This is a genomic window from Microvirgula curvata (assembly GCF_054781615.1).
In genome coordinates, this window is the sequence record NZ_BAAGUB010000021.1 from 1 (window position 1) to 20570 (window position 20570).

General features: G+C 62.4%; 21 protein-coding genes and 2 tRNA genes. 14 read left to right on the plus strand and 9 right to left on the minus strand.

The genetic code is table 11. The features are described 5' to 3' along the window. Nucleotides 1–206 precede the first annotated feature (206 nt). Both ACYVG8_RS09845 and ACYVG8_RS09850 read left to right on the plus strand, forming a co-directional pair. Nucleotides 207–1199 (plus strand): RHS repeat-associated core domain-containing protein, encoded by a 993-nt coding sequence (locus ACYVG8_RS09845; RefSeq protein ID WP_107888705.1) that lies wholly within the window; start codon nucleotides 207–209, stop codon nucleotides 1197–1199. Nucleotides 1200–1312: 113 nt separating this feature from the next. After that, the gene (locus ACYVG8_RS09850) at nucleotides 1313–1597 is read left to right on the plus strand and encodes a ComEA family DNA-binding protein (protein ID WP_460745667.1); all 285 of its coding nucleotides are present in this window, start codon (nucleotides 1313–1315) and stop codon (nucleotides 1595–1597) included. Between the two features lie 43 nt (nucleotides 1598–1640). Here ACYVG8_RS09850 and argA read toward each other — a convergent pair whose 3' ends face one another. The 5 genes from argA to gpmI form a co-directional block, all read right to left on the minus strand. Beyond that, nucleotides 1641–2954, minus strand: a complete 1314-nt coding sequence (gene argA, locus ACYVG8_RS09855) for an amino-acid N-acetyltransferase (protein ID WP_107888704.1) — start codon at nucleotides 2952–2954, stop codon at nucleotides 1641–1643. Nucleotides 2955–3058: 104 nt separating this feature from the next. After that, entirely contained in the window at nucleotides 3059–3442 is a 384-nt protein-coding gene (locus ACYVG8_RS09860; RefSeq protein ID WP_051528993.1) for a hypothetical protein, read from the minus strand. A gap of 50 nt (nucleotides 3443–3492) precedes the next feature. Next, on the minus strand, nucleotides 3493–4905 hold the full coding sequence (locus tag ACYVG8_RS09865) for a S41 family peptidase (protein ID WP_107888703.1): 1413 nt from the start codon (nucleotides 4903–4905) through the stop codon (nucleotides 3493–3495). Between the two features lie 34 nt (nucleotides 4906–4939). After that, on the minus strand, nucleotides 4940–6265 hold the full coding sequence (locus tag ACYVG8_RS09870; protein ID WP_028499993.1) for a murein hydrolase activator EnvC family protein: 1326 nt from the start codon (nucleotides 6263–6265) through the stop codon (nucleotides 4940–4942). After that, nucleotides 6262–7788: a 2,3-bisphosphoglycerate-independent phosphoglycerate mutase gene (gene gpmI / locus ACYVG8_RS09875; protein ID WP_028499994.1), complete on the minus strand. Its 1527-nt coding sequence runs from the start codon at nucleotides 7786–7788 to the stop codon at nucleotides 6262–6264. Before gpmI ends, ACYVG8_RS09870 begins: the two co-directional genes overlap by 4 nt. Nucleotides 7789–7960: 172 nt before the next feature. On the opposite strand from gpmI, the gene ACYVG8_RS09880 reads away from it, so the two are divergent. Beyond that, nucleotides 7961–8215: an ArsR/SmtB family transcription factor gene (locus ACYVG8_RS09880; RefSeq protein ID WP_199489878.1), complete on the plus strand. Its 255-nt coding sequence runs from the start codon at nucleotides 7961–7963 to the stop codon at nucleotides 8213–8215. Between the two features lie 110 nt (nucleotides 8216–8325). Here the strand turns inward: ACYVG8_RS09880 and secD are convergent, their stop codons facing one another. The 3 genes from secD to tgt form a co-directional block, all read right to left on the minus strand. Next, nucleotides 8326–10146 (minus strand): protein translocase subunit SecD, encoded by a 1821-nt coding sequence (secD, locus tag ACYVG8_RS09885; RefSeq protein WP_281661531.1) that lies wholly within the window; start codon nucleotides 10144–10146, stop codon nucleotides 8326–8328. Nucleotides 10147–10217: 71 nt separating this feature from the next. Next, nucleotides 10218–10496 (minus strand): preprotein translocase subunit YajC, encoded by a 279-nt coding sequence (yajC, locus tag ACYVG8_RS09890; RefSeq protein ID WP_107888702.1) that lies wholly within the window; start codon nucleotides 10494–10496, stop codon nucleotides 10218–10220. Nucleotides 10497–10588: 92 nt separating this feature from the next. Continuing rightward, complete coding sequence (gene tgt, locus ACYVG8_RS09895; RefSeq protein ID WP_028499998.1) at nucleotides 10589–11701, minus strand: tRNA guanosine(34) transglycosylase Tgt; 1113 nt, start codon at nucleotides 11699–11701, stop codon at nucleotides 10589–10591. 122 nt (nucleotides 11702–11823) lie between these two features. Here tgt and ACYVG8_RS09900 point away from each other — a divergent pair. The 11 genes from ACYVG8_RS09900 (at nucleotide 11824) to ACYVG8_RS09950 (ending at nucleotide 20079) form a co-directional block, all read left to right on the plus strand. Further along, nucleotides 11824–11900: transfer RNA gene (locus tag ACYVG8_RS09900), tRNA-Val, on the plus strand. Between the two features lie 194 nt (nucleotides 11901–12094). Further along, complete coding sequence (thrS, locus tag ACYVG8_RS09905; protein ID WP_460745671.1) at nucleotides 12095–13996, plus strand: threonine--tRNA ligase; 1902 nt, start codon at nucleotides 12095–12097, stop codon at nucleotides 13994–13996. A 33-nt stretch (nucleotides 13997–14029) separates the two neighbouring features. Then, entirely contained in the window at nucleotides 14030–14557 is a 528-nt protein-coding gene (gene infC / locus ACYVG8_RS09910) for a translation initiation factor IF-3 (RefSeq protein ID WP_028500000.1), read from the plus strand. A 152-nt stretch (nucleotides 14558–14709) separates the two neighbouring features. Beyond that, a complete protein-coding gene (gene rpmI, locus ACYVG8_RS09915) occupies nucleotides 14710–14907 on the plus strand; it encodes a 50S ribosomal protein L35 (protein WP_028500001.1) in 198 nt (65 codons plus the stop codon). An 11-nt stretch (nucleotides 14908–14918) separates the two neighbouring features. After that, entirely contained in the window at nucleotides 14919–15278 is a 360-nt protein-coding gene (gene rplT, locus ACYVG8_RS09920) for a 50S ribosomal protein L20 (RefSeq protein ID WP_028500002.1), read from the plus strand. 140 nt (nucleotides 15279–15418) lie between these two features. After that, on the plus strand, nucleotides 15419–16402 hold the full coding sequence (pheS, locus tag ACYVG8_RS09925) for a phenylalanine--tRNA ligase subunit alpha (protein WP_028500003.1): 984 nt from the start codon (nucleotides 15419–15421) through the stop codon (nucleotides 16400–16402). Nucleotides 16403–16420: 18 nt separating this feature from the next. Beyond that, nucleotides 16421–18784: a phenylalanine--tRNA ligase subunit beta gene (pheT, locus tag ACYVG8_RS09930; RefSeq protein ID WP_028500004.1), complete on the plus strand. Its 2364-nt coding sequence runs from the start codon at nucleotides 16421–16423 to the stop codon at nucleotides 18782–18784. Between the two features lie 106 nt (nucleotides 18785–18890). Further along, complete coding sequence (locus ACYVG8_RS09935; protein WP_028500005.1) at nucleotides 18891–19193, plus strand: integration host factor subunit alpha; 303 nt, start codon at nucleotides 18891–18893, stop codon at nucleotides 19191–19193. Nucleotide 19194: 1 nt separating this feature from the next. Continuing rightward, the gene (locus ACYVG8_RS09940; protein ID WP_051528995.1) at nucleotides 19195–19518 is read left to right on the plus strand and encodes a MerR family transcriptional regulator; all 324 of its coding nucleotides are present in this window, start codon (nucleotides 19195–19197) and stop codon (nucleotides 19516–19518) included. A gap of 31 nt (nucleotides 19519–19549) precedes the next feature. Then, a tRNA-Pro gene (locus ACYVG8_RS09945) sits at nucleotides 19550–19626 on the plus strand. A gap of 327 nt (nucleotides 19627–19953) precedes the next feature. Next, nucleotides 19954–20079, plus strand: coding sequence for a hypothetical protein (locus ACYVG8_RS09950; protein ID WP_255420246.1), 126 nt, complete (start codon nucleotides 19954–19956; stop codon nucleotides 20077–20079). A 247-nt stretch (nucleotides 20080–20326) separates the two neighbouring features. Here the strand turns inward: ACYVG8_RS09950 and ACYVG8_RS09955 are convergent, their stop codons facing one another. Further along, complete coding sequence (locus ACYVG8_RS09955; protein ID WP_460745673.1) at nucleotides 20327–20560, minus strand: hypothetical protein; 234 nt, start codon at nucleotides 20558–20560, stop codon at nucleotides 20327–20329. Nucleotides 20561–20570: the final 10 nt, after the last annotated feature.

Sequence of the window (20570 nt, forward strand, 5' to 3'; positions counted from 1 at the left end):
GAAAGTAGGTCACCGCCAGGTCCTATACTGAAGCCCTCGTACCCTGTACGAGGGCTTCTTTCATTGGTGCGACTGAATGCGCAAAGCCGCCCCCCGTGCCATGCCCGGGGGGCTTTTTTACGGCCATTCTCCGCCCGTCGGCAGGCTGCTGTGCCGGCCTCCGGCATCGCCTATAGCACCAGAAACGGAGTGAAATGGGGACGCAGATGCTGACAGGAAGGGCGGGGCTGGCTTCAGCGGCCATGACGGCCGGTGCGCGACTGCGCATTGGCATGCATGGCGAACTGGTCGACTGGGTTGGGCAGAGAGCGCCGCTGTATCACCTCGGCAATGGTGCACGCAGCTATGATCCCACTGCGCAGCGTTTCCTGCGCATGGACCCGTTCAGCCCGTTCTCGGCAGGTGGCAGGAATCCGTACGCTTTCTGCGAGGCCGATCCGGTCAATCGCACCGATCCGTCCGGCTATGCTGCCATGAGCATTCAGGCAGGCATCGGGCTGGCATTCGGCATACTGGGTATCTTCCTGACTGCACTGACTTTCGGGGCGGTGGCCTTGCCGCTGACCAGCCTGGTGTCCTGGCTGCTCATGACGCCGGCAGTGCTCGGGGTTGGCGCCAACGTGACCGGGATCCTGTCCTCCGTGCTGGAGGAGACGCACCCCGAGGCCTCGCGCGCGCTGGGCTGGGCTTCACTGGGCCTGGGCATTGCGGCAACGGTATTCGGGGCGCTGCTGCCTTCGGCCGGCCTCTATGCCAAAGCCTCGGGCCGCTTGCTGGTTGGTTCGGCCCGGAAGCCCGATTTTCTTTCTCTCGAGAATGGCAATCTGTTCCTGTTCCAGTCGCGCTTCCGGGATGGTTCGCTGATTGCCACGCATGGCAGCCGGGATGCCGCGCTGTACGGTCCTGCCGGTTCCAGACTGTCGGCGCTGGACTGGAGCATTATCGTGGGTCGCTACCTCAAGGCTTATCGTGACAGCGACCGCAGCGGCCCGCTGTATCTGCTGTCCTGCTATGCAACCCGGAACGGAAGGAATTCCAATGCGGCCATTATTTCCAGCATGCTGCGCCGGGATGTGATTGCTTTCGATGCTCCTGTTTCCAGGATGATGTACACCCGCAGCCATCGCCACTATCTGCTTTTCGATTCCCGCCTCGGCCAGCCGGTCCGGTTCGTCAACCGTGTCCGGCATGTCGTATAGCGGCGAGTGCCGCCTGTCCTGTGACATTCTTGCCACGCTGCTTGTCACCCGATTTGGGGCAGGCAGCACTGCCGGCGTACGGTGTGGGCTCCGACAGTCAACGGGAGTGCATCGTGATCAGGCAATGGGTGTGGGTATGGCTGGCCCTGGCGTGGAGTGTGCCGGTCTTTGCCGCGGTGGATGTCAACAGCGCCAGCGCACAGCAACTGGAGGCGGTCAAAGGCATCGGCCCGGCCAAGGCACGGGCCATCGTCGATTACCGGAGCCGCAACGGCCCGTTCAAATCGCTGGACGACCTAAGCAAGGTTGACGGGATCGGGCCGAAATCGCTGGAGAAGATGAAGCCCGAGCTGCAGCTCGGGACGAAACCGCCACCGAAACCGGCGGTGAAGAAATAAGACAGAAGGCGGCCACATGGCCGCCTTCTGGTGCGATGGTGCATCAGAGCATCTTGACGAAAGCCTTGGAACGACGCTGGTAGTTGTACAGTTCCTGCTTGCGCAGCGGCAGTTCGGACAGTTCCGCCTCGACAAAGCCGCGTTCGACAAACCAGTGTGCAGTCTGGGTCGTCAGCACGAACAGGCGTTCCAGGCCAAGCTGGCGCGCACGCTGCTCGGTATGCCGCAGCAGTGCATCGCCATGACCGCGGCTCTGCCACTGCTGGGACACGGCCAGACAGGCCAGTTCACCCATCTGGCTTTCCGGGAACGGGTACAGCGCCACGCAGCCGGTGATCTTGTTGTCGTGTTCGATGACCGAGTAATAGCCAATCTCCATCTCGATCAGCTCTCGTCCCCGCTTGACCAGCAGACCGTCGCGCTCCAGCGGTTCGATCAGGCCGAGGATGCTGCCGACGTCGTCGATATCGGCCCGGCGCATGACCAGCAGGGCTTCGGGCGCGATCATGGTGCCGCTGCCATCATGGGTGAACAGCTCCTGCAGCAGCGCGCCGTCGCTCTGGGCGACCAGATGCGCCCGCTTGATACCGTGCCGGCTGGCGAGCACGGCGGCGTTCATCGAGCGGCGGACCTCGTCGCTGAGGTGGCTGGCTTCAGTCTGCAGCCAGGTTTCCGCCTCGCGAACGATAAACTCCTTCATGCGCTGGCCATCCGCGTCGACGACGCCGGACGGGCTGTCGACCAGGAACATCAGCTTGTCCGCCTTCAGCGAGATGGCGGCCTGGGTCGCGACGTCTTCCATGCGCAGATTGAAGATCTCGCCAGTCGGCGAGTAGCCGAGCGGTGACAGCAGCACCAGGTCACCGGCATCGAGCCGGGCCTTGATGGCAGCGGTTTCCAGCTTGCGGATCTGGCCGCTGTACTGCATGTCGATCCCGTCGATGACACCGAGCGGACGGGCAATGATGAAGTTGCCACAGGCGACGCGCAGATTGGCACCGGCCATTGGCGAATCGGGCATGGCGACCGACAGCTGGGCTTCGATTTCGGCACGGGTATAGCCGATGGCCTGCTTGACCACTTCCAGACTGGCCAGGTCGGTCAGCCGGTAGTCCTGATGGAAACGGCGGGCAATGCCACGGAACTTGAGCTGGGCCTCGACCTGCGGGCGGGCGCCATGGACCAGGATAATGCGGACGCCAAGGCTGACCAGCAGGTTGATATCGTGCGACAGCGAGGCGAATCGTCGCTGGTCGACCACCTCTCCACCGAAACCGATAACAAAGGTCTTGCCGCGAAAAGTATGGATATACGGAGCGGCTTCACGCAGGCACTGGACAAATTCGTGGCTAGTCATGACGGGAGTATGTTGGAGGTGGGACGGAAAGAATGACGATGTCAGTGGATTGTGCGCTGCATCGTGACAGGCGTACAGACGTATTGCCGGCGAGCATGAACAGCTTACAGCTCGCGGCGCAGTTCTTCCGGTGTGGCGTCGTGATCGCCATGCATGTGCTGTTCATACACGTGCATATAGGCTTCACGCGATTTCAGGGCTGTGGCCGGGACGCCGAGATTGTGCAGCTGGACTGATTCGCTGTAGTCGATCAGCGCATCGCGCATCCTTGCGTAGTGGCTGTCCTCGAGCGGGAAGCCGCACTGCAGCAGCAATGCCCTGAGCTGCTGGTACTGATGCTGGTCGACGTCATAGCGCACCGTGACCCGCTGCTGGTCCGGAAACGCCTGTGCCGACACGCCGGGCAGGCGACCGAGCAGCGCCGCGGCCGCATCCGGCTCTGCGAGCACGACAATGTCGCGGCACTTGCTCAGTTCCCGGTCCGGCATGGGCTGTTCTCCGGAAGAAGCGCCGCCGGCAACTGCCGGCGGCATGGACATCAGTTCTTCTTGTCCAGTATTTGCTGGACCTTGAGGATGTTCAAGGCCTGGGCCAGCTGGTTGTCGGTCTTCGGATCCGGGTCACGCGGGTCGACGCGCGACGGTTCGGTCGTTTCCGGCGCCGCCGGTACTTCCGGTTGCGGAGTGGCCTTGCCCTTGCTGTCCCCGTTCGGATTGGACAGGTGATGGTTCAGATCGGCTTCGCGCACGCGGATGATCGGCAGCGCCACCTGCTTCTTGTCGCTGTCCGGCTGGATGGCTTCGACCGTGACGTCCGGGGTAATGCCCTTGGCCTGGATCGAGGTGCCCTTTGGCGTGAAATACCGCGCCGTGGTCAGCTTGATGCCACCGGCACTGCCCAGCGGCAGGATCGACTGCACCGAGCCCTTGCCGAAGGTCTGCGTACCGACCACTACCGCGCGCTTGTAGTCCTGCAGCGCACCGGTGACGATTTCGGACGCGCTCGCAGTGCCGGCATTGACCAGCACGACCATCGGCACGTTCTTGGCTTCGGCCGGCAGCCCCTTCAGCGGGTCATCCTTGCTGCGCGGGTCGCGCGGATAGTTGGCCGGGTCGGTCGTCAGCTGCATCTTCGCGTCCGGGGTGCGCCCTTCGGTGTAGACCACCAGCTTGTTCTGCGGCAGGAAGGCCGCCGACACGCCGACTGCGGCGTTCAGCAAACCACCCGGATCGTCACGCAGGTCGAGCAGCAGGCCCTTCAGCGGGCGCTTGTTGTCCTTGTACAGCGTGGCGAGTGCCTGGGCCAGGTTCTCGACCGTGTGCTCCTGGAACTGGGTGATGCGGACATAGCCGATATCCGGTTCCAGCAGCTTGAACTTGACGCTCTTGGTCTTGATGATCGCGCGGGTCAGTTGCACGTTGAACGACTTGGCCTCGCTCTTGCGGGCGATGGTCAGCGTGACCCTGGTGCCCGGCTTGCCGCGCATGCGCTTGACCGCATCGGTGCTGGACAGGCCACGCACCGGCGTATCGTCGATCTTGATGATCAGGTCGCCGCTCTTCAGCCCGGCCTTGGCGGCGGGGGTATCCTCGATCGGCGACACGATCTTCACCAGACCGTCTTCCATGCCGATTTCGATGCCCAGACCGCCGAACTCGCCCTGCGTACCCTCACGCAGTTCCTTGAATGCTTCCGGATCCAGATAGCTGGAGTGCGGATCGAGGCCCGATACCATGCCGTTGATGGCCTCGGTAATCAGCTTCTTGTCGTCGACCGGCTCGACATAATCGGACTTGATGCGTCCGTAGACTTCGGCAAACGTCCTCAGCTCGTTGAGCGGCAGGGGGGCCAGCGTGTCCTTGTCGGCCGCGGCCGTGATCGACAGCGTCAGCACGGCACCGACAATGGCGCCGGCGCTGACGAGTGCGAATTTTTGCCGCCGGTTTTGCATGTAATTCTCCTGATGACTATGCGGGTGCGGGCGATCAGCGTGCCCAGCTTGTCGGGTTGAGTGGCTGGCCCTGGTGGCGGATCTCGAAATAAATGCCGCTATCGCCCAAATTGCCTGTACTGCCGGTAGTGGCAACAGTATCACCTGCGCGTATCTGTGTGCCGACTGCTTTGGTCAAACTGTCGCCGCCACCGTAGATGCTCATGTAACTGCCGCCATGGTCAATGATTAGCATGTTGCCGAAACCGCGCAAGCTGTCTGCATAGACAACGCGGCCATCGGCAACGGCATGGACGGCCTGGCCAGGGGCGGCCTTGATGAACAGGCCGCGCCAGGTGGTGCCCTCACTGCGGCGCTCGCCGAAATGACCGGCAATGCTGCCGGCGACCGGCAGCCGCATGCGGCCTTTCAGCGATACGAAGCTGCGGCCGGCGGCCGAGCTGTCGGCGGCTTCGTCGACGCGCTCCTCGGGAATCTGCCGCACGGCCACCGGTGCCGGTGCCGGCTTGCCGGCCTTGCGGGCTTCCTGCGCCCGGCGCTGGTCTTCACGCTGAGCCTCGCGTTTGGCTTCGAGCTGCGCCTTGCGGCGCGCCTCGGCGCGCTGACGCGCGGCTTCGCGCTTGCGCTCGGCGATCTGCTGCTGGATCTGGGCAATCAGGCTGGTCAGGCGTTTCTGGTCTTCCTGCAGCTTGGTCATCTGCGTCTGCTTGCTGGCAATTTCGCGCGACAGCTGCGACACCAGCGTGGCATGCGCATCCTGCTGCTTCAGCAGGTCCTGCTTCTTGCGCTGCCGCTCCGAACTCAGCGAACTGAGCTTGTTCTTTTCCTGCTGCAACTGGGCGGACAGCTGTTCCAGCTCGCCGACCTGCTGCTTCAACTGGGTGAACTGCTTTTGCTGGGCGCGCGACAGATAACCGTAGTACTGCAGGTCGCGGGCTGCCTGGTTCGGGTCCTGCTGCTTGAGCAGCACGGCGAGGGCGTCGGCGGACTGCCGGTGCTCGTACTGTGCTTTCAGGATGTGACCGACGCGCGTGCGCGTACCGTCGATCTGCTTCTGCGTCTCGGCAATCTGGTTTTCGACCCGCTGGATTTCCCGCTCGCTGCTGGACTGCTTGAGATTCAGGTCCTGCAGCAGCTGGTTGGCGGCGGCGATGGCGCTGGCGGACTGCTTCAGCGCGTCACTGGCTTCGGCGCGGTCGGATTCCTTTTCCTTGATGTCTTTCTTCAGCGTACTGATCTGACTGCGGATTTCTTTCAGATCCTGCTGGACCGGTGCCGTGGTCAACGGCGCATTGCCGGCCGGGGCCGCAATGGCGGCGCCGGACAGCAACAGGGCGAGTAGCGAGAGTCTATGTGTCACTGGTACTGGATCAGGGAATGGCCAGTCATCTCGGCCGGAACCGGAACGCCCATCATGGCCAACAGGGTGGGGGCGACATCCTTCAGCGCCCCCCCTGTGGCGATGGTCGCCGAGCGGGGGCTCACGTAGCAGAACGGTACCACGTTGGTCGTATGCTGGGTGTGGGGCTGATGGTGAATCTTGTCGTCCATCTGCTCGCAGTTGCCGTGGTCGGCGGTGATCAGCACCTCGCCGCCGGCGGCCAGCATGGCATCGACGCAGCGGCCGACGCAGTCGTCCAGGGCTTCGACCGCCCTGACTGCCGCGTCGAAGTTGCCGGTATGGCCGACCATGTCGCCGTTGGCGAAGTTGCAGATGATGGCCTGGTACTTGCCGCTGGCGATGGCGGCCAGGATGTTGGCGGTGACTTCGGGAGCGCTCATTTCCGGCTGCAGATCGTAGGTTTCGACCTTCGGTGACGGTACCAGGATGCGGTCTTCGCCCGGATAGACCTTCTCCTCGCCGCCATTGAAGAAGTACGTCACGTGCGGATATTTCTCGGTTTCGGCGATGCGGAGCTGATTCAGCCCCAGCGCGGCGACATATTCGCCGAAGCCGTTATGAATCTGTTGTGGCTGGTAGGCGATGACATGGTGCGCATAGTCGGCGCCGTAGCGGGTCAGCGTGCCGAAGAACCCCAGTCGCGGCTGGCGGACCGGGAAACCGTCGAAGGCCGGGTCGGTCAGCGCGCTGGTCAGTTCGCGCGCCCGGTCGGCGCGGAAATTCATGAACAGGACCGCGTCGCCGTCTTCGATGCGGCCGGGGGCACCGATTACGGTCGGTTTGACGAATTCGTCGTTCTCGTCGCGTGCATAGGCGGCGGCAAGCGCGGCCACACCGGTCTCGGCCTGGTACGGTGCCTCGCCGTCAACCACCAGCCGGCAGGCCTGGGCCACGCGGTCCCAGCGCTTGTCGCGGTCCATGGCGAAGAAACGGCCGCAGACCGAGGCCAGACGGGCATTCGGGCATTCGGCCAGCACGGCGTCGAGTCGGCGCAGATAGGTATCGGCGCTGCGCGGTGGCGTATCGCGGCCATCGAGAAAGGCGTGCAGGCGGATATCTGCGACCCCGGCCGCCTGTGCGGCACGGATCAGCGCGTGGATATGGTTTTCATGGCTGTGGACGCCGCCGTCGGACAGCAGGCCGAACAGGTGCAGCGCATGACCGCGGGCGGCGGCGAAAGCCTGCAGGAAGGCCGGGTTGCGGTCGAACAGGTTTTCCTCGATGTCGAGGTCGATGCGGCTGATGTCCTGGGTAACGACGCGGCCTGCGCCTATGTTTAGGTGACCGACCTCGGAATTGCCGAATTGTCCGGTTGGCAGACCCACGGCGCGCTCGGACGCGTCTATGGTGCCGCAGGCATGCGTGGCCATCAGCCGGTCGAGGTTGGGCTTGCGGGCGTGCAGGATGGCGTTGTCGTCGCCTTCTGCGCGGTGGCCGAAGCCGTCAAGGATCAGAAGAAGGACCGGAGTGACGTTTTTCATAATGGCAATTTGTGAATTTTAATCAATGTGTATATTAGAACTTCTTGATGATTGGGACGTTTCAAGTTAGTATTTTAACGATTGAAATTGCTTGGGCGCCATGTCCGCCTGATGTTCGGGAGCACTTACCTTGCTTTTCTCTGATGATCACATCGAACAGACATCCCGCGCCATGAAGGCGATGTCACATCCTCTGCGTTTGAAGATCATCTCGGTGCTGGGCGACCGGGAGGTCAGCGTACAGGATATTGTCGACAAGGTCGGTACCTCCCAGTCGAATATTTCCCAGCATCTGGCCATCATGCGGGACAAGGGAGTATTGCGTACGCGCAAGGACGCCAACCGCGTTTATTACCGGGTTGGCGATCTGCGTACACTGGAAGTGCTGAAGATGATGCGCGAAGTCTTCTGTGGCTTCAGCGAGTAGCCGGCAGGCCCGCTCGCCGTCGTTGCAATCGGTCAAGTACATGTAAAAGGGCACCCGGATGGGTGCCCTTTTTTGCGCCTGCCCGGGGTTGCCCCCGGGCGTGCCGTGCATCAGATCGGCAGGCTCGTCAGGCGACGGCGCGAACCGTAGGCCAGGTTGACGATACCGCGCGAGACCAGCACAGCGGTGAACATCGAGGTCATGATGCCGAGGCAGTGCACGACGGCAAAGCCGCGCACCGGGCCGGAGCCGAAGATCAGCAGGGCGACACCGGCGATCAGCGTGGTGATGTTCGAGTCGAGGATGGTATGCCACGCATGCTCGTAGCCGGCCTTGATCGCCGCCTGCGGCGTCACGCCATTGCGCAGCTCCTCCCGTATCCGCTCGTTGATCAGCACGTTCGCGTCAATGGCCATGCCCAGGGCCAGCGCGATGGCGGCAATGCCCGGCAGCGTCAGCGTAGCCTGCAGCATCGACAGCAGGGCGATCAGCATCAGCACGTTGGCGGCCAGCGACAGCGCCGAAATCACGCCGAACACGCGGTAGTAGAAAATCATGAAGATCGCCATGGCGGCGAAGCCGTACAGCGTGGAGTCGAAGCCCTTCCTGATGTTCTCGGCACCCAGCGACGGGCCGACCGTGCGTTCCTCGATGATGTTCATCGGTGCGGCCAGCGAGCCGGCACGCAGCAGCAGCGCGACGTCATTGGCCTCGGCCGGGTTCATCGAGCCGGAAATCTGCACGCGACCGCCGCCGATTTCACCGCGGATGACCGGTGCGGTCACCACTTCGCCCTTGCCCTTTTCGACCAGGATCATCGCCATGCGGCGGTTGATGTTCTCGGCCGTGACCTGGCGGAAGATGCTGGCGCCGGTGCTGTCGAGGTTGATCAGCACGGCGGCACCGCCGTTTTCGTCGAAGCCCGGCTGCGCGTCATTGATGTTGTCGCCGGTCAGCTCGACATCCTTGCGCACCAGGATCGGCCGCGGCTCGCCGCCGGAACCGACTTCGTTCATCAGGTCGTAGCCGGCCGGCGTCATGCCGTTGACGGCGTCAGCCAGCTTCTGGCTGTCGTCCTCGACCAGGCGCACTTCCAGCGTCGCGGTGCGACCGAGAATGTCCTTGGCCTTGGCCGTGTCCTGCACCCCCGGCAGCTGCACCACGATCCGGTTCGGGCCGGACTGCTGGATGATCGGTTCGGCCACGCCGAGCTCGTTCACCCGGTTGTGCAGGGTGGTGATGTTCTGCTTGACGGCGTCGGTCTGCACTTTCTGCAGTTCGGCCTGCGACAGCGAGGCGGTGATCGTGTTGCTGGCGTCGTCGGTCTTCAGTGTCAGGTTCGGGATCTGGCGGGCGATGACGTCGGAGATGCGGTTCAGCGTCTCGCCATCGCGCGCGCTGATCGACAGCGAGTCACCATTGCGGCGGATCTGGCCGTAACGGATCTTCTGCGCCTTCAACTCGCGGCGGATATCGCCGGAGTAGCGTTCGAGCGTCTTGTCGACGGCAGCCTTCATGTCCACTTCGAGCAGGAAGTGAACGCCGCCGCGCAGGTCGAGACCGAGGAACATCGGGTGGGCCTTGATATTGGCCAGCCAGTCCGGCGACGACGACAGCAGGTTCAGCGCGACGATGTAGTTGTCGCCGAGTTGCGACTGGATGGCATCGCGCGCCTTCAGTTGTTCGTCCGGCGTCTGGAAGCGGACCTTCAGGCTGCCGTTGTCCAGATAGGCGCCGACGGGCGAAAGGTGCTTGTCCTTCAGCAGGGTCTCGACGCGATCCATCAGCGTGGCGTCGACCGGATAAGCGCTGCGAGTGCTGGAGACCTGCACCGCCGGGCTTTCACCGTAGAAATTCGGCAGCGTGTAGATCGCACTCACGACCAGCGCCACCGCAATGATCAGGTACTTCCAGAGGGGGTAGCGGTTCATGGTGACTTGGGGGCAGATGAAAACGATTCGCGCCGCGTGGGATCACGCGGCGCGGCATGGCAGGCGGGAATTTATCCCTTGTAGCTGCCTTTTTCCAGTTTGTTGCCGATTGCGGCACGCTGGAACTGGATTTCTACACCCTTGGCAACCTCGACCGTCACATCGTTGCCGTCGAGCTTGGTGATGCGGCCGATCATGCCGGCCTGGGTCAGCACTTCGTCGCCCTTTTGCAGCGCTTCGAGCATGGCCTTCTGTTCCTTCATCTTCTTCTGCTGCGGGCGAACCAGCAGGAACCAGAACAGGATGAAGATGACAATCATCGGCAGGAACGACATCAGTTGTTCGTTCATCTTGGTGAATCTCCGGATGGGAATGAAATGAAACGGCACATTGTAACGGAAAGGCGCTTGGCTGCACCTTATGCCGGTTTGTGGCGCGGGAATCAGGCCCCGCGGGCGCGCCGTTCGTGGAAGCCGGCCTCATAATCGGCGAAGCGGTCGTCTTCGATCGCCTGGCGCATTTCAGCCATCAACTGCTGGTAGTAATGCAGGTTGTGGATGGTATTGAGCTGGGCACCGAGAATCTCGCCGGCACGATGCAGGTGATGCAGGTAGGCGCGGCTGAAATGGCGGCAGGCATAGCAGTCGCACTGCTCGTCCAGCGGACGCTTGTCGTCGCGATGACGGGCATTCTTGATCTTGATGTCGCCCCACTGGGTGAACAGCCAGCCATTGCGCGCATTGCGGGTCGGCATCACGCAGTCGAACATGTCGATGCCGTTGGCGACGCCATGGACCAGATCTTCCGGCGTACCGACACCCATAAGATAGTGCGGTTTGTCTGCCGGCAGCATCGGCTGCAGCTCGCGCATCATCCGGTACATCTCCGGTTTCGGCTCGCCGACCGACAGCCCGCCGATGGCGATGCCGTCGAAGCCGATCTTCATCAGCCCTTCCAGCGACTCCTGGCGCAGGTCGGTATACAGGTTGCCCTGGACGATGCCGAACAGCGCATTCGGATTCTTCAGGTCATTGAATGCGTTGCGGCTGCGCTCGGCCCAGCGCAGGCTCATGCGCATCGACTCGCCGGCGGTGCGGTGGTCGACCTGGCCTGGCGTGCACTCGTCCAGCTGCATGACGATGTCGGAGTTCAGTACCGTCTGGATCTGCATCGACACTTCCGGCGACAGGAACAGCTTGTCGCCATTGATCGGGCTCTGGAAGGTCACGCCTTCCTCGGTGATCTTGCGCAACTGGCCGAGGCTGAATACCTGGAAGCCGCCCGAGTCGGTCAGGATCGGTTTCTGCCAGCCGATGAAGTCGTGCAGGCCGCCGAACTTGCCGACGATATCCAGGCCGGGACGCAACCACAGGTGAAAGGTGTTGCCGAGGATGATCTGCGCGCCGATGTCGTGCAGATTGTCCGGCGTCATCGCCTTGACCGATCCATAAGTGCCTACCGGCATGAAAACCGGTGTCTGGACCACGCCGTGATTGAGCGTCAGCTCGCCGCGGCGCGCGGCGCCGCTTTGTTTTAGCAATTTGAATTCGAGCATGAAATCGCGGGAAAGAGTGTAAAATCAGGGCGCTAGTATAACGCACTTGGATGCTGGCGAAGATTTCTCCGAAAAGGGGCTTGCGTCAGGAAAAGAGTGTCGGTATAGTTCGGTTCCTCGGCAGGCACGTAGCTCAGCTGGTTAGAGCACCACCTTGACATGGTGGGGGTCGTTGGTTCGAGTCCAATCGTGCCTACCAACACATTCCTAATCGGAGTAATCCAGATGAACGCCCGAACTGAAAACACCGGACAGCCATTACTGTTTGGTCGGGCCATCTAGAGAACTTCTGATACTAAAAAGTGCGGCTCAGACCGCACTTTTTTTTTGCTTTTTTTCCCGGCGGCGGGAATCGCGTGCCGGTTTTTGTGGCTTCAAGCCAGGGGATCACACATGCCTGCCATTCGCCTGCCGGACGGTTCCGTCCGCCAATTCGAACATCCCGTTTCCGTCCATGATGTCGCCGCGTCGATCGGCGCCGGCCTTGCGCGCGCCGCGCTGGCGGGGCGGGTCGACGGCAAGCTGGTCGATACCCGCTTTGTCATCGACCACGACGCCGACCTGGCGATCGTGACCGACAAGGACGCCGACGGTGTCGACATCCTTCGCCACTCGACGGCCCACCTACTGGCCTATGCGGTCAAGACGCTGTTCCCTGATGCGCAGGTCACCATCGGACCGGCGATCGAAAACGGCTTCTACTACGACTTCAGCTACAAGCGTCCGTTTACGCCGGAAGACCTGATCGCCATCGAAAAGAAGATGGCCGAACTGGCGAAGAAGGACATTCCGGTCGAGCGCATGGAAATGTCGCGCGATGACGCCGTGGCCTACTTCAAGTCGATCGGCGAGAACTACAAGGCGGAAATCATCGAGTCGATTCCGCAGGGCGAAGTGCTGTCGCTGTATCGCGAGGGTGATTTCACCGACCTCTGTCGTGGCCCGCACGTCCCGTCGACCGGCAAGCTCAAGGTGTTCAAGCTGATGAAGCTGGCCGGCGCCTACTGGCGTGGCGACAGCCGCAACGAGATGCTGCAGCGCATCTACGGCACCGCCTGGGCGAAGAAGGAAGATCTCGAGCAGTACCTGCACATGCTGGAAGAGGCGGAGAAGCGCGACCACCGCAAGCTGGGTCGCCAGCTCGACCTGTTCCATATCCAGGAAGAAGCGCCGGGCATGGTGTTCTGGCACCCGAAGGGCTGGACGCTGTGGCAGCAGGTCGAACAGTACATGCGCCGCACCATCCTCGAGAACGGCTACCAGGAAGTGCGCACGCCGCAGATCGTCGACCGCTCGCTATGGGAAAAATCCGGCCACTGGGACATGTACTCGGAGCTGATGTTTACCACCGAGTCGGAAAAGCGCGACTACGCGGTCAAGCCGATGAACTGCCCGTGCCACATCCAGATCTTCAACATGGGGATCAAGAGCTACCGCGAGCTGCCGTACCGCATGGCCGAATTCGGCTCCTGCCACCGCAACGAGCCGTCCGGCTCGCTGCACGGCATCATGCGCGTGCGCAACTTCGTCCAGGACGATGCGCACATTTTCTGCACCGACGCCCAGATGCAGGATGAGGCGATCCGCTTTATCGACCTGCTGCAGAGCGTGTACAAGGACTTCGGTTTCGAGGAGATCCTGATCAAGCTGTCCACGCGCCCGGAAAAGCGCGTCGGCGCCGATGCGCTGTGGGACCAGGCCGAAGCCGCGCTGGCTGCCGCGCTGGACGTCAAGGGGCTGGCCTACGAGCTGCAGCCGGGCGAAGGGGCCTTCTACGGTCCGAAGATCGAATTCTCGCTGAAGGACAGCCTGGGCCGCGTCTGGCAGTGCGGGACGCTGCAGCTGGACTTCAACCTGCCGGAACGGCTGGGCGCCGAGTACGTGGACGAGGACAACACCCGCAAACACCCGGTCATGCTGCACCGGGCGATCCTCGGTTCGCTCGAACGCTTCATCGGCATCCTGATCGAGCATCACGCCGGCGCGATGCCGCTGTGGCTGGCTCCGACCCAGCTGGTGGTGATGAATATCACCGAAGCACAGGCCGAATATGCAACGGAAATTGCCGAATCGCTGAGGAAACAGGGCTTCCGCGTCGATCTTGACTTGAGAAACGAGAAGATCAGCTATAAAATCCGCGAACACAGCCTGCAAAAGTTGCCGTATCAGATCATCGTCGGTGACAAGGAAAAGGCAGGCGCTCTGGTAGCCGTGCGTGCGCGGACTGGCGAAGACCTCGGCCAGCTCCCGCTCTCCCAGTTCATCGAACGACTCAAGTCGGAACTGCTGCACTGATTTTGACGCGCGGCGGGTCATGTATTTTTTGGAGTGACGGCAATAGCTCAGGAACGCGAACCGCGGATCAACGGCGAAATTACGGCCCGTGAGATCCGCCTGCAAGGGCCCGAAGGGGAACAGCTTGGCATTCTCAGCCTCCGCGAAGCATTCGCGAAGGCAGAAGAACTTGAACTCGACCTGGTCGAGATCGCGCCCACCGCGCAACCGCCGGTGTGCAAGATCATGGACTACGGCAAGTTCAAGTATCAGGAAGCCAAGCGCAAACACGAGCAGAAGCAGAAGCAGAAACAGATCCAGGTCAAGGAAATCAAGTTCAGGCCGGGCACGGATGACGGTGACTACAACGTCAAACTGCGCAACCTGATCCGCTTCCTGACCGAAGGTGACAAGGCCAAGATCACGCTGCGCTTCCGCGGCCGTGAAATGGCTCACCAGGATATTGGCCTGGCGCTGCTCAAACGCGTCGAGGCGGATCTGGCCGAAGTGGGGATTGTCGAACAGTTCCCGCGGCTGGAAGGCCGTCAGATGGTCATGATGATCGGTCCGAAGAAGAAGTAGGACCGGCGTCAGCAGGTTTCCGAGTGCGGCGGGCATGCCCGCCGCATCTCGTTGAAAGGCGGCGCAAGCCGTACAAAAGCGTGACACAACGGTGTACAAGTGCCGCAAGGCCACCCTGTGTCGAATCTAAAAAACTCGCAGGAGTCACTTCCATGCCGAAGATGAAAACCAAGTCGAGCGCGAAAAAGCGTCTCAAGGTCCTGGGCAACGGTGGTGTGAAACGCTCGATGGCTTTCAAGCGTCACATCCTTACCAAGAAGACCACCAAGAACAAGCGCCAGTTGCGCGGTACCGTCATGGTCCACGAAACGAATATGGCCTCTGTTCGCGCCATGCTGCCCTACGCCTAAGGAGTTAAGAGATGCCTCGTGTCAAACGCGGTGTAACCGCTCGCGCCCGTCATAAAAAAGTTCTCGCGCTAGCCAAGGGCTATCGCGGCCGCCGCAAGAACGTATACCGCGTTGCCAAGCAGGCGGTGATGAAGGCCGGTCAATACGCTTACCGTGACCGTCGTCAACGCAAACGCCAGTTCCGCGCCCTGTGGATCGCCCGTATCAACGCCGCTGCGCGTGAATGCGGTCTGAGCTACAGCAAGTTCATGAACGGCCTGAAGCGGGCCGCCATCGAGATCGACCGCAAGGTGCTGGCCGACCTCGCCGTGTTCGACAAGGCTGTGTTTGCACAGCTGGTCGAAAAGGCGAAGGCAAGCCTCGTAGCCTAAGCGTCGGGACATTAAGAAGGAGGCATCTTGCCTCCTTTTTTTTATCCTGACCCGGTACGGGAACGACATTGAACAGGCGGGCGGCTGGCGAAAGCGTCGCAATCGGGGCTTTCGCCAACCGTTCGTATACGGAAATAGCCATGAATACCATTCAGACTCTGCTGGCCGAGGGCCTGGTCGCGCTGGCCGCGGTGCAGGACCTCAACGAGCTCGAGCTGGTCAAGGCCCGCTATCTCGGCAAGAGCGGCGAAATCACCGCGTTGCTGAAGCAGCTGGGCCAGATGTCGCCGGAAGAAAAGAAAACCGCGGGTGCGGCCATCAATGCCGGCAAGCAGCAGTTCGAGGCCGCGCACAACCAGCGCCGCGACGAACTGAACGCGGCCCGGCTCGCACAGCAGCTGGCCGCCGAAGCACTCGACGTGACGCTGCCGGGGCGCGGCGCCGGCCTGGGCGGCCTGCACCCGGTCACGCTGACGCTGGAACGCATCGCGACCCTGTTCCGCTCGATGGGCTTCGAGATTGCCGACGGCCCGGAGATTGAAACCGACTTCTACAACTTCCAGGCGCTGAACATTCCGGAAAACCATCCGGCGCGGGCCATGGCGGACACCTTCTACGTCGAGGGCGGTGACGTGCTGCGCACGCATACCTCGCCGATCCAGGCCCGTTTCATGCTGAACAACGCGCCGCCGATCAAGATTATCGCGCCGGGCCGGGTCTATCGCGTCGACTCCGATGCCACCCACTCGCCGATGTTCCACCAGATGGAAGGTCTGTGGGTTGACGAGGGCGTCAGTTTTGCCGACCTGAAGGCGACCATGACCGACTTCCTGCGCCGCTTCTTCGAGAGCGACGACCTGCAGGTGCGCTTCCGTCCAAGCTTTTTCCCGTTTACCGAACCGTCGGCCGAGATCGACGTGCTGGGCAAGAACGGCTGGCTGGAGGTGGGCGGCTGCGGGATGGTGCATCCGAACGTGCTGAAAAACGTCAATATCGACGCGGAAAAGTACACCGGCTTTGCCTTCGGCATCGGGCTGGACCGTTTTGCCATGTTGCGCTACGGCGTGACCGACCTGCGGCTCTTCTTCGAGAACGATCTCAATTTCCTCAAGCAGTTCAACTGATCGCAGCGGAGCCTGAACATGAAATTCTCTGAAATCTGGCTGCGCGACTGGGTCAACCCGGCGCTGGATACGGAACAACTGAGCCATCTGCTGACCATGGCCGGTCTCGAGGTCGAAAGCGTCGAGCCGGCCGCGCCGCGTTTCTCCGGCGTCGTGGTCGCCGAGGTCAAGAGCGTGCGCAAGCACGAGAATGCCGATCGCCTGCGGGTGACCGAAGTCGACGTCGGCAACGGCGAACGGGTGCAGATCGTCTGCGGCGCGCCGAATGTGGCCGAAGGCCTGAAGGTGCCGTGCGCGCTGTCCGGTGCCGTGCTGCCGGGTGATTTCCGCATCAAGCCGACCAAAATGCGTGGCGTCGAGTCGAACGGCATGCTGTGCTCGGGCAAGGAACTTGGCGTGCCCGACGACGTCGACGGCCTGCTGGTCCTGCCGGCCGACGCGCCGGTGGGGGCGGATATCCGCGATTACCTGCAACTTGACGATGCCACCTTCGAACTGAAGATCACCCCGAACCGGGCCGACTGCCTGAGCCTGCGCGGCATTGCACGTGAAGTCGCCGCGCTGACCCGCGCTGCACTGAACGAGCCGACGATCACTGCCGTTGCGCCGGCGATCGACGACACGCTGCCGGTGACGGTGGATGCCACCGCGGCCTGCCCGCGTTACATCGGTCGCGTGATCCGCGGTGTCGACGCCCGCGCCGCCACGCCGGCCTGGATGCGCCAGCGTCTGGAACGAGCCGGGCTGCGCAGCATCTCCGCCGTGGTCGACGTGACCAACTATGTGTTGCTCGAACTCGGCCAGCCGCTGCATGCCTTCGACCTTGGCAAGCTTGCCGGCAACATCCATGTGCGCATGGCGCAGCCTGGTGAAACGCTGGCACTGCTGAACGGCAAGACCATCGATCTCGACCCGGACATGCTGGTGATCACCAGCGGTGACAAGGCCGTTGCGCTGGCCGGGATCATGGGCGGCGCCAACAGCGAAGTGGATGACACCACTGTCGACGTGTTCCTCGAGTCGGCATTCTTCTCGCCCGAAGCCATTGCCGGCCGCGCGCGCAAGCTGACGCTGAACTCCGATGCGTCGTTCCGCTACGAGCGCGGTGTCGACTATGCCCTGCAGCGCGATGCGATCGAACGCGCCTCGGCGCTGATCCTGTCGATCTGCGGTGGTCAGGCCGGCCCGCTGGGCGAGGCCGTGTCCACCCTGCCGGTCAAGCCGGCGGTGCAGGTGCGGACGGCCCGGGTCAACAAGGTGCTCGGCATCACGCTGTCGCAGCAGGAGATTGGTGCGATCCTGACCGGACTCGGCTTTGAGACGGTCGAAGTCGACGCGGGGTTCAGTGTGACCCCGCCGAGCTTCCGCTTCGATATCGAGATCGAGGAAGACCTGATCGAGGAAATCGCCCGCGTCCATGGCTACGAGAACGTGCCGGCCGATGCGCCGCGTGCCCGGCTGGCCATGCTGCCGCTGCCGGAAACCGCCACGCCGCGCCATGAGCTGCGCCGGCGTGTCGCCTGCCGCGACTACCAGGAAATCGTCAGCTACGCGTTTGTCGATGCGCAGTGGGAAGCCGACCTGGGCGGCAATGCCAATCCGGTGACGCTGATCAATCCGATCGCCAGCCAGATGAGCGTCATGCGTTCGACACTGTTCGGCGGGCTGATCGATACCCTGGTGTCGAACCTGAACCGCAAGCAGTCGCGGGTGCGGGTGTTCGAGATCGCCCGGGTATTCCTGAAGCAGGCGGACGGCAGCGTGCAGCAGCCGGAACGGCTGGCCGGTCTGGCCTTCGGTTCGCGCTACCCGGAACAGTGGGGCGTCAGTGGCGAGCGGGTCGATTTCCATGACGTGAAGGCTGACGTGGAGGCGCTGCTGGCGCCGCGCGCGGCGGTATACCGTGCCGGCCAGCATCCGGCACTGCATCCGGGCCGCACGGCGGACATCCTGATCGACGGCAAGCGGGTCGGCGTGATCGGCGAGCTGCACCCGGCCTGGGTTCACAAGTACGACCTGCCGGCCGCGCCGGTGCTGTTCGAGCTCGATTTCGACACCCTGGCCACACGCAGCGGCATCGAAGCCCGGCCGGTCAGCAAGTTCCAGCCGGTGCGCCGCGACCTGGCGCTGGTGGTCGACGAAGCCGTGTCGCACGATGCGCTCCGCGACGCGCTGCTGGCTGCTGCGCCTGAGGCCGTTTACGCGGTGTCGCTGTTCGACATCTACCGTGGCAAGGGCATCGAGGACGGGAAAAAGAGCCTTGCATTCAAGGTGTTAATGCAGGATACTAGCCGCACATTAACCGATGAAGACGTTGAATCGGCGATCAGGCGGATGGTGGAAGCCGTTAGCGCCGGGCTGAATGCAAAGCTTCGTCTCTGAGGCCGGAGCCGGTCGTTGATGTCAGGTCATGACGCCGCGTAACCCGCGGCGTCTTCAGTTATCGTGAATAAATAAAAATCAAGTCAAGAGTCGTTAAGGGGATGTCATGACGCTGACCAAGGCAGAGCTTGCCGATTTGCTGTTCGACAGGGTGGGCCTCAGCAAGCGGGAGTCCAAGGACATGGTTGAATCCTTCTTTGAGGAAATCCGTGGCGCGCTGGAAGAGGGCGACTCGGTCAAGCTGTCCGGCTTCGGCAATTTCCAGTTGCGTGACAAGCCGCAACGCCCGGGGCGCAACCCCAAGACCGGCGAGGAAATCCCGATTACTGCCCGCCGCGTCGTCACCTTCCACGCCAGCCAGAAGCTCAAGGGGATGGTCGAGGCGCACTATGCCGTACGCAGCCTCTGACATGCCGGCGCTGCCGACCGCGCGTTATTTCAGTGTCGACGAGGCCGCGCGCCTGGTCGGCGTCGCACCGCACGTGCTGCGCAGCTGGGAAGCCGAGTTTGCGTCGGCGCTGCCGAGCGCCGTCCAGCGCCGGCACTACCGGCGCGAGGAAGTACTGGCGGCCAGGCAGATCCATGCCCGGCTGCGGGCGCAGGCCCTGCGCGGCGGTGACGCCGGACTGGCGGCCGCGCGGGCGCTGGATGCACCGCAGCCGCTGTCGGTCGACGAGCTGCGCACCGAGCTGACCCGGATCCGCGAGACGCTGTCATTGGACTTTGACGAGTGACCCCGGCATTGGTATAGTTCGCACCCTGAGTCGGGGCGTGGCGCAGCCTGGTAGCGCACTTGCATGGGGTGCAAGGGGTCGCGAGTTCGAATCCCGCCGCCCCGACCAACGAATTTGCAGTTGCTTCAAACAGCAGGGCCAGCCTTCGGGCTGGCCTTTTTGTTTTGGGTTCCCGATCAGTCCCGGCGGTCAGTCCGGGTCCTGCTCCCGGTTTACCCGCGCGGCAGGCTTTTCCATGGCGGCCAGTGGCCGGGGCGAGGGCGGGCGATTCCCGCCGATCGCGAAAAAATGACGCTCCGCCGCAAAAGCGCCTATGCTGTCCACACATCGTTGCCCGCCATGCACATCGGGCCATGGCAATGATCGCAGGGACGCACCTGCAACAGTGTCATAGTGGGACCGGCCCTGCCTGGCGGCGCCCACGAGGAAAATATCATGGCAAAAGGTCAGAAGCACGGTAACAAGGAAGCCAAGAAACCCAAGAAGGTCAAGGTCGCCGTCGTGGCGCCGCAATCGACTTTCCTGCCACCGAAGCCAAGCGGAACATCGACCGGTCATTGATCCGGTTTCGTTCCATTGAAAAAGCCGCCGTTCAGGCGGCTTTCGCGTTTCTGGCGTTTGCGGGCATCCGGACGGAAAACGCCCTGCCGGTATTGAGCCGCCTGGGACTCAAGTGTGTCTGTCCAACGCCTTGATGGAATGCGACCCCAAGCGGCTCAATACTGGCAGGGCGAATACCCTCGATAGTGTAAGTCTGCGCGGGGAGGCCCCGGGGGACAAGCCGGTATGGCATTTTTTTTGCGGCGCATCAAGACACGAGCGTTGTGCCGCCTGCGGGGCGGGGTGAAATTTTGTCTGTTGGTGTCGCTTGCCGGAGGCATGCCATCCATTTGATGCGGCACGGAATTCCATGCCGTTCGGCATTCCGGATCAGTAGAAATACGGATTGCGCCGCTGGCGATAAAGCACTAAAACCCTTGAGCCGGCCATTGCCGGCCTTGTTTCTGCCGGCTTGTGCCTGATTCCCCGCTTTGTTGATCATACAAGCCTCC

Bases quoted from the DNA above. Each gene is read 5' to 3' on its own strand.
- ACYVG8_RS09845 (WP_107888705.1), top strand. From the start codon at position 207: ATGCTGACAGGAAGGGCGGGGCTGGCTTCAGCGGCCATGACGGCCGGT.
- argA (WP_107888704.1), bottom strand. From the start codon at position 2,954: ATGACTAGCCACGAATTTGTCCAGTGCCTGCGTGAAGCCGCTCCGTAT.
- ACYVG8_RS09860 (WP_051528993.1), bottom strand. From the start codon at position 3,442: ATGCCGGACCGGGAACTGAGCAAGTGCCGCGACATTGTCGTGCTCGCA.
- ACYVG8_RS09865 (WP_107888703.1), bottom strand. From the start codon at position 4,905: ATGCAAAACCGGCGGCAAAAATTCGCACTCGTCAGCGCCGGCGCCATT.
- gpmI (WP_028499994.1), bottom strand. From the start codon at position 7,788: ATGAAAAACGTCACTCCGGTCCTTCTTCTGATCCTTGACGGCTTCGGC.
- ACYVG8_RS09880 (WP_199489878.1), top strand. From the start codon at position 7,961: ATGAAGGCGATGTCACATCCTCTGCGTTTGAAGATCATCTCGGTGCTG.
- secD (WP_281661531.1), bottom strand. From the start codon at position 10,146: ATGAACCGCTACCCCCTCTGGAAGTACCTGATCATTGCGGTGGCGCTG.
- yajC (WP_107888702.1), bottom strand. From the start codon at position 10,496: ATGAACGAACAACTGATGTCGTTCCTGCCGATGATTGTCATCTTCATC.
- tgt (WP_028499998.1), bottom strand. From the start codon at position 11,701: ATGCTCGAATTCAAATTGCTAAAACAAAGCGGCGCCGCGCGCCGCGGC.
- thrS (WP_460745671.1), top strand. From the start codon at position 12,095: ATGCCTGCCATTCGCCTGCCGGACGGTTCCGTCCGCCAATTCGAACAT.
- rpmI (WP_028500001.1), top strand. From the start codon at position 14,710: ATGCCGAAGATGAAAACCAAGTCGAGCGCGAAAAAGCGTCTCAAGGTC.
- rplT (WP_028500002.1), top strand. From the start codon at position 14,919: ATGCCTCGTGTCAAACGCGGTGTAACCGCTCGCGCCCGTCATAAAAAA.
- pheS (WP_028500003.1), top strand. From the start codon at position 15,419: ATGAATACCATTCAGACTCTGCTGGCCGAGGGCCTGGTCGCGCTGGCC.
- pheT (WP_028500004.1), top strand. From the start codon at position 16,421: ATGAAATTCTCTGAAATCTGGCTGCGCGACTGGGTCAACCCGGCGCTG.
- ACYVG8_RS09935 (WP_028500005.1), top strand. From the start codon at position 18,891: ATGACGCTGACCAAGGCAGAGCTTGCCGATTTGCTGTTCGACAGGGTG.
- ACYVG8_RS09940 (WP_051528995.1), top strand. From the start codon at position 19,195: ATGCCGGCGCTGCCGACCGCGCGTTATTTCAGTGTCGACGAGGCCGCG.
- ACYVG8_RS09950 (WP_255420246.1), top strand. From the start codon at position 19,954: ATGGCAAAAGGTCAGAAGCACGGTAACAAGGAAGCCAAGAAACCCAAG.
- ACYVG8_RS09955 (WP_460745673.1), bottom strand. From the start codon at position 20,560: ATGATCAACAAAGCGGGGAATCAGGCACAAGCCGGCAGAAACAAGGCC.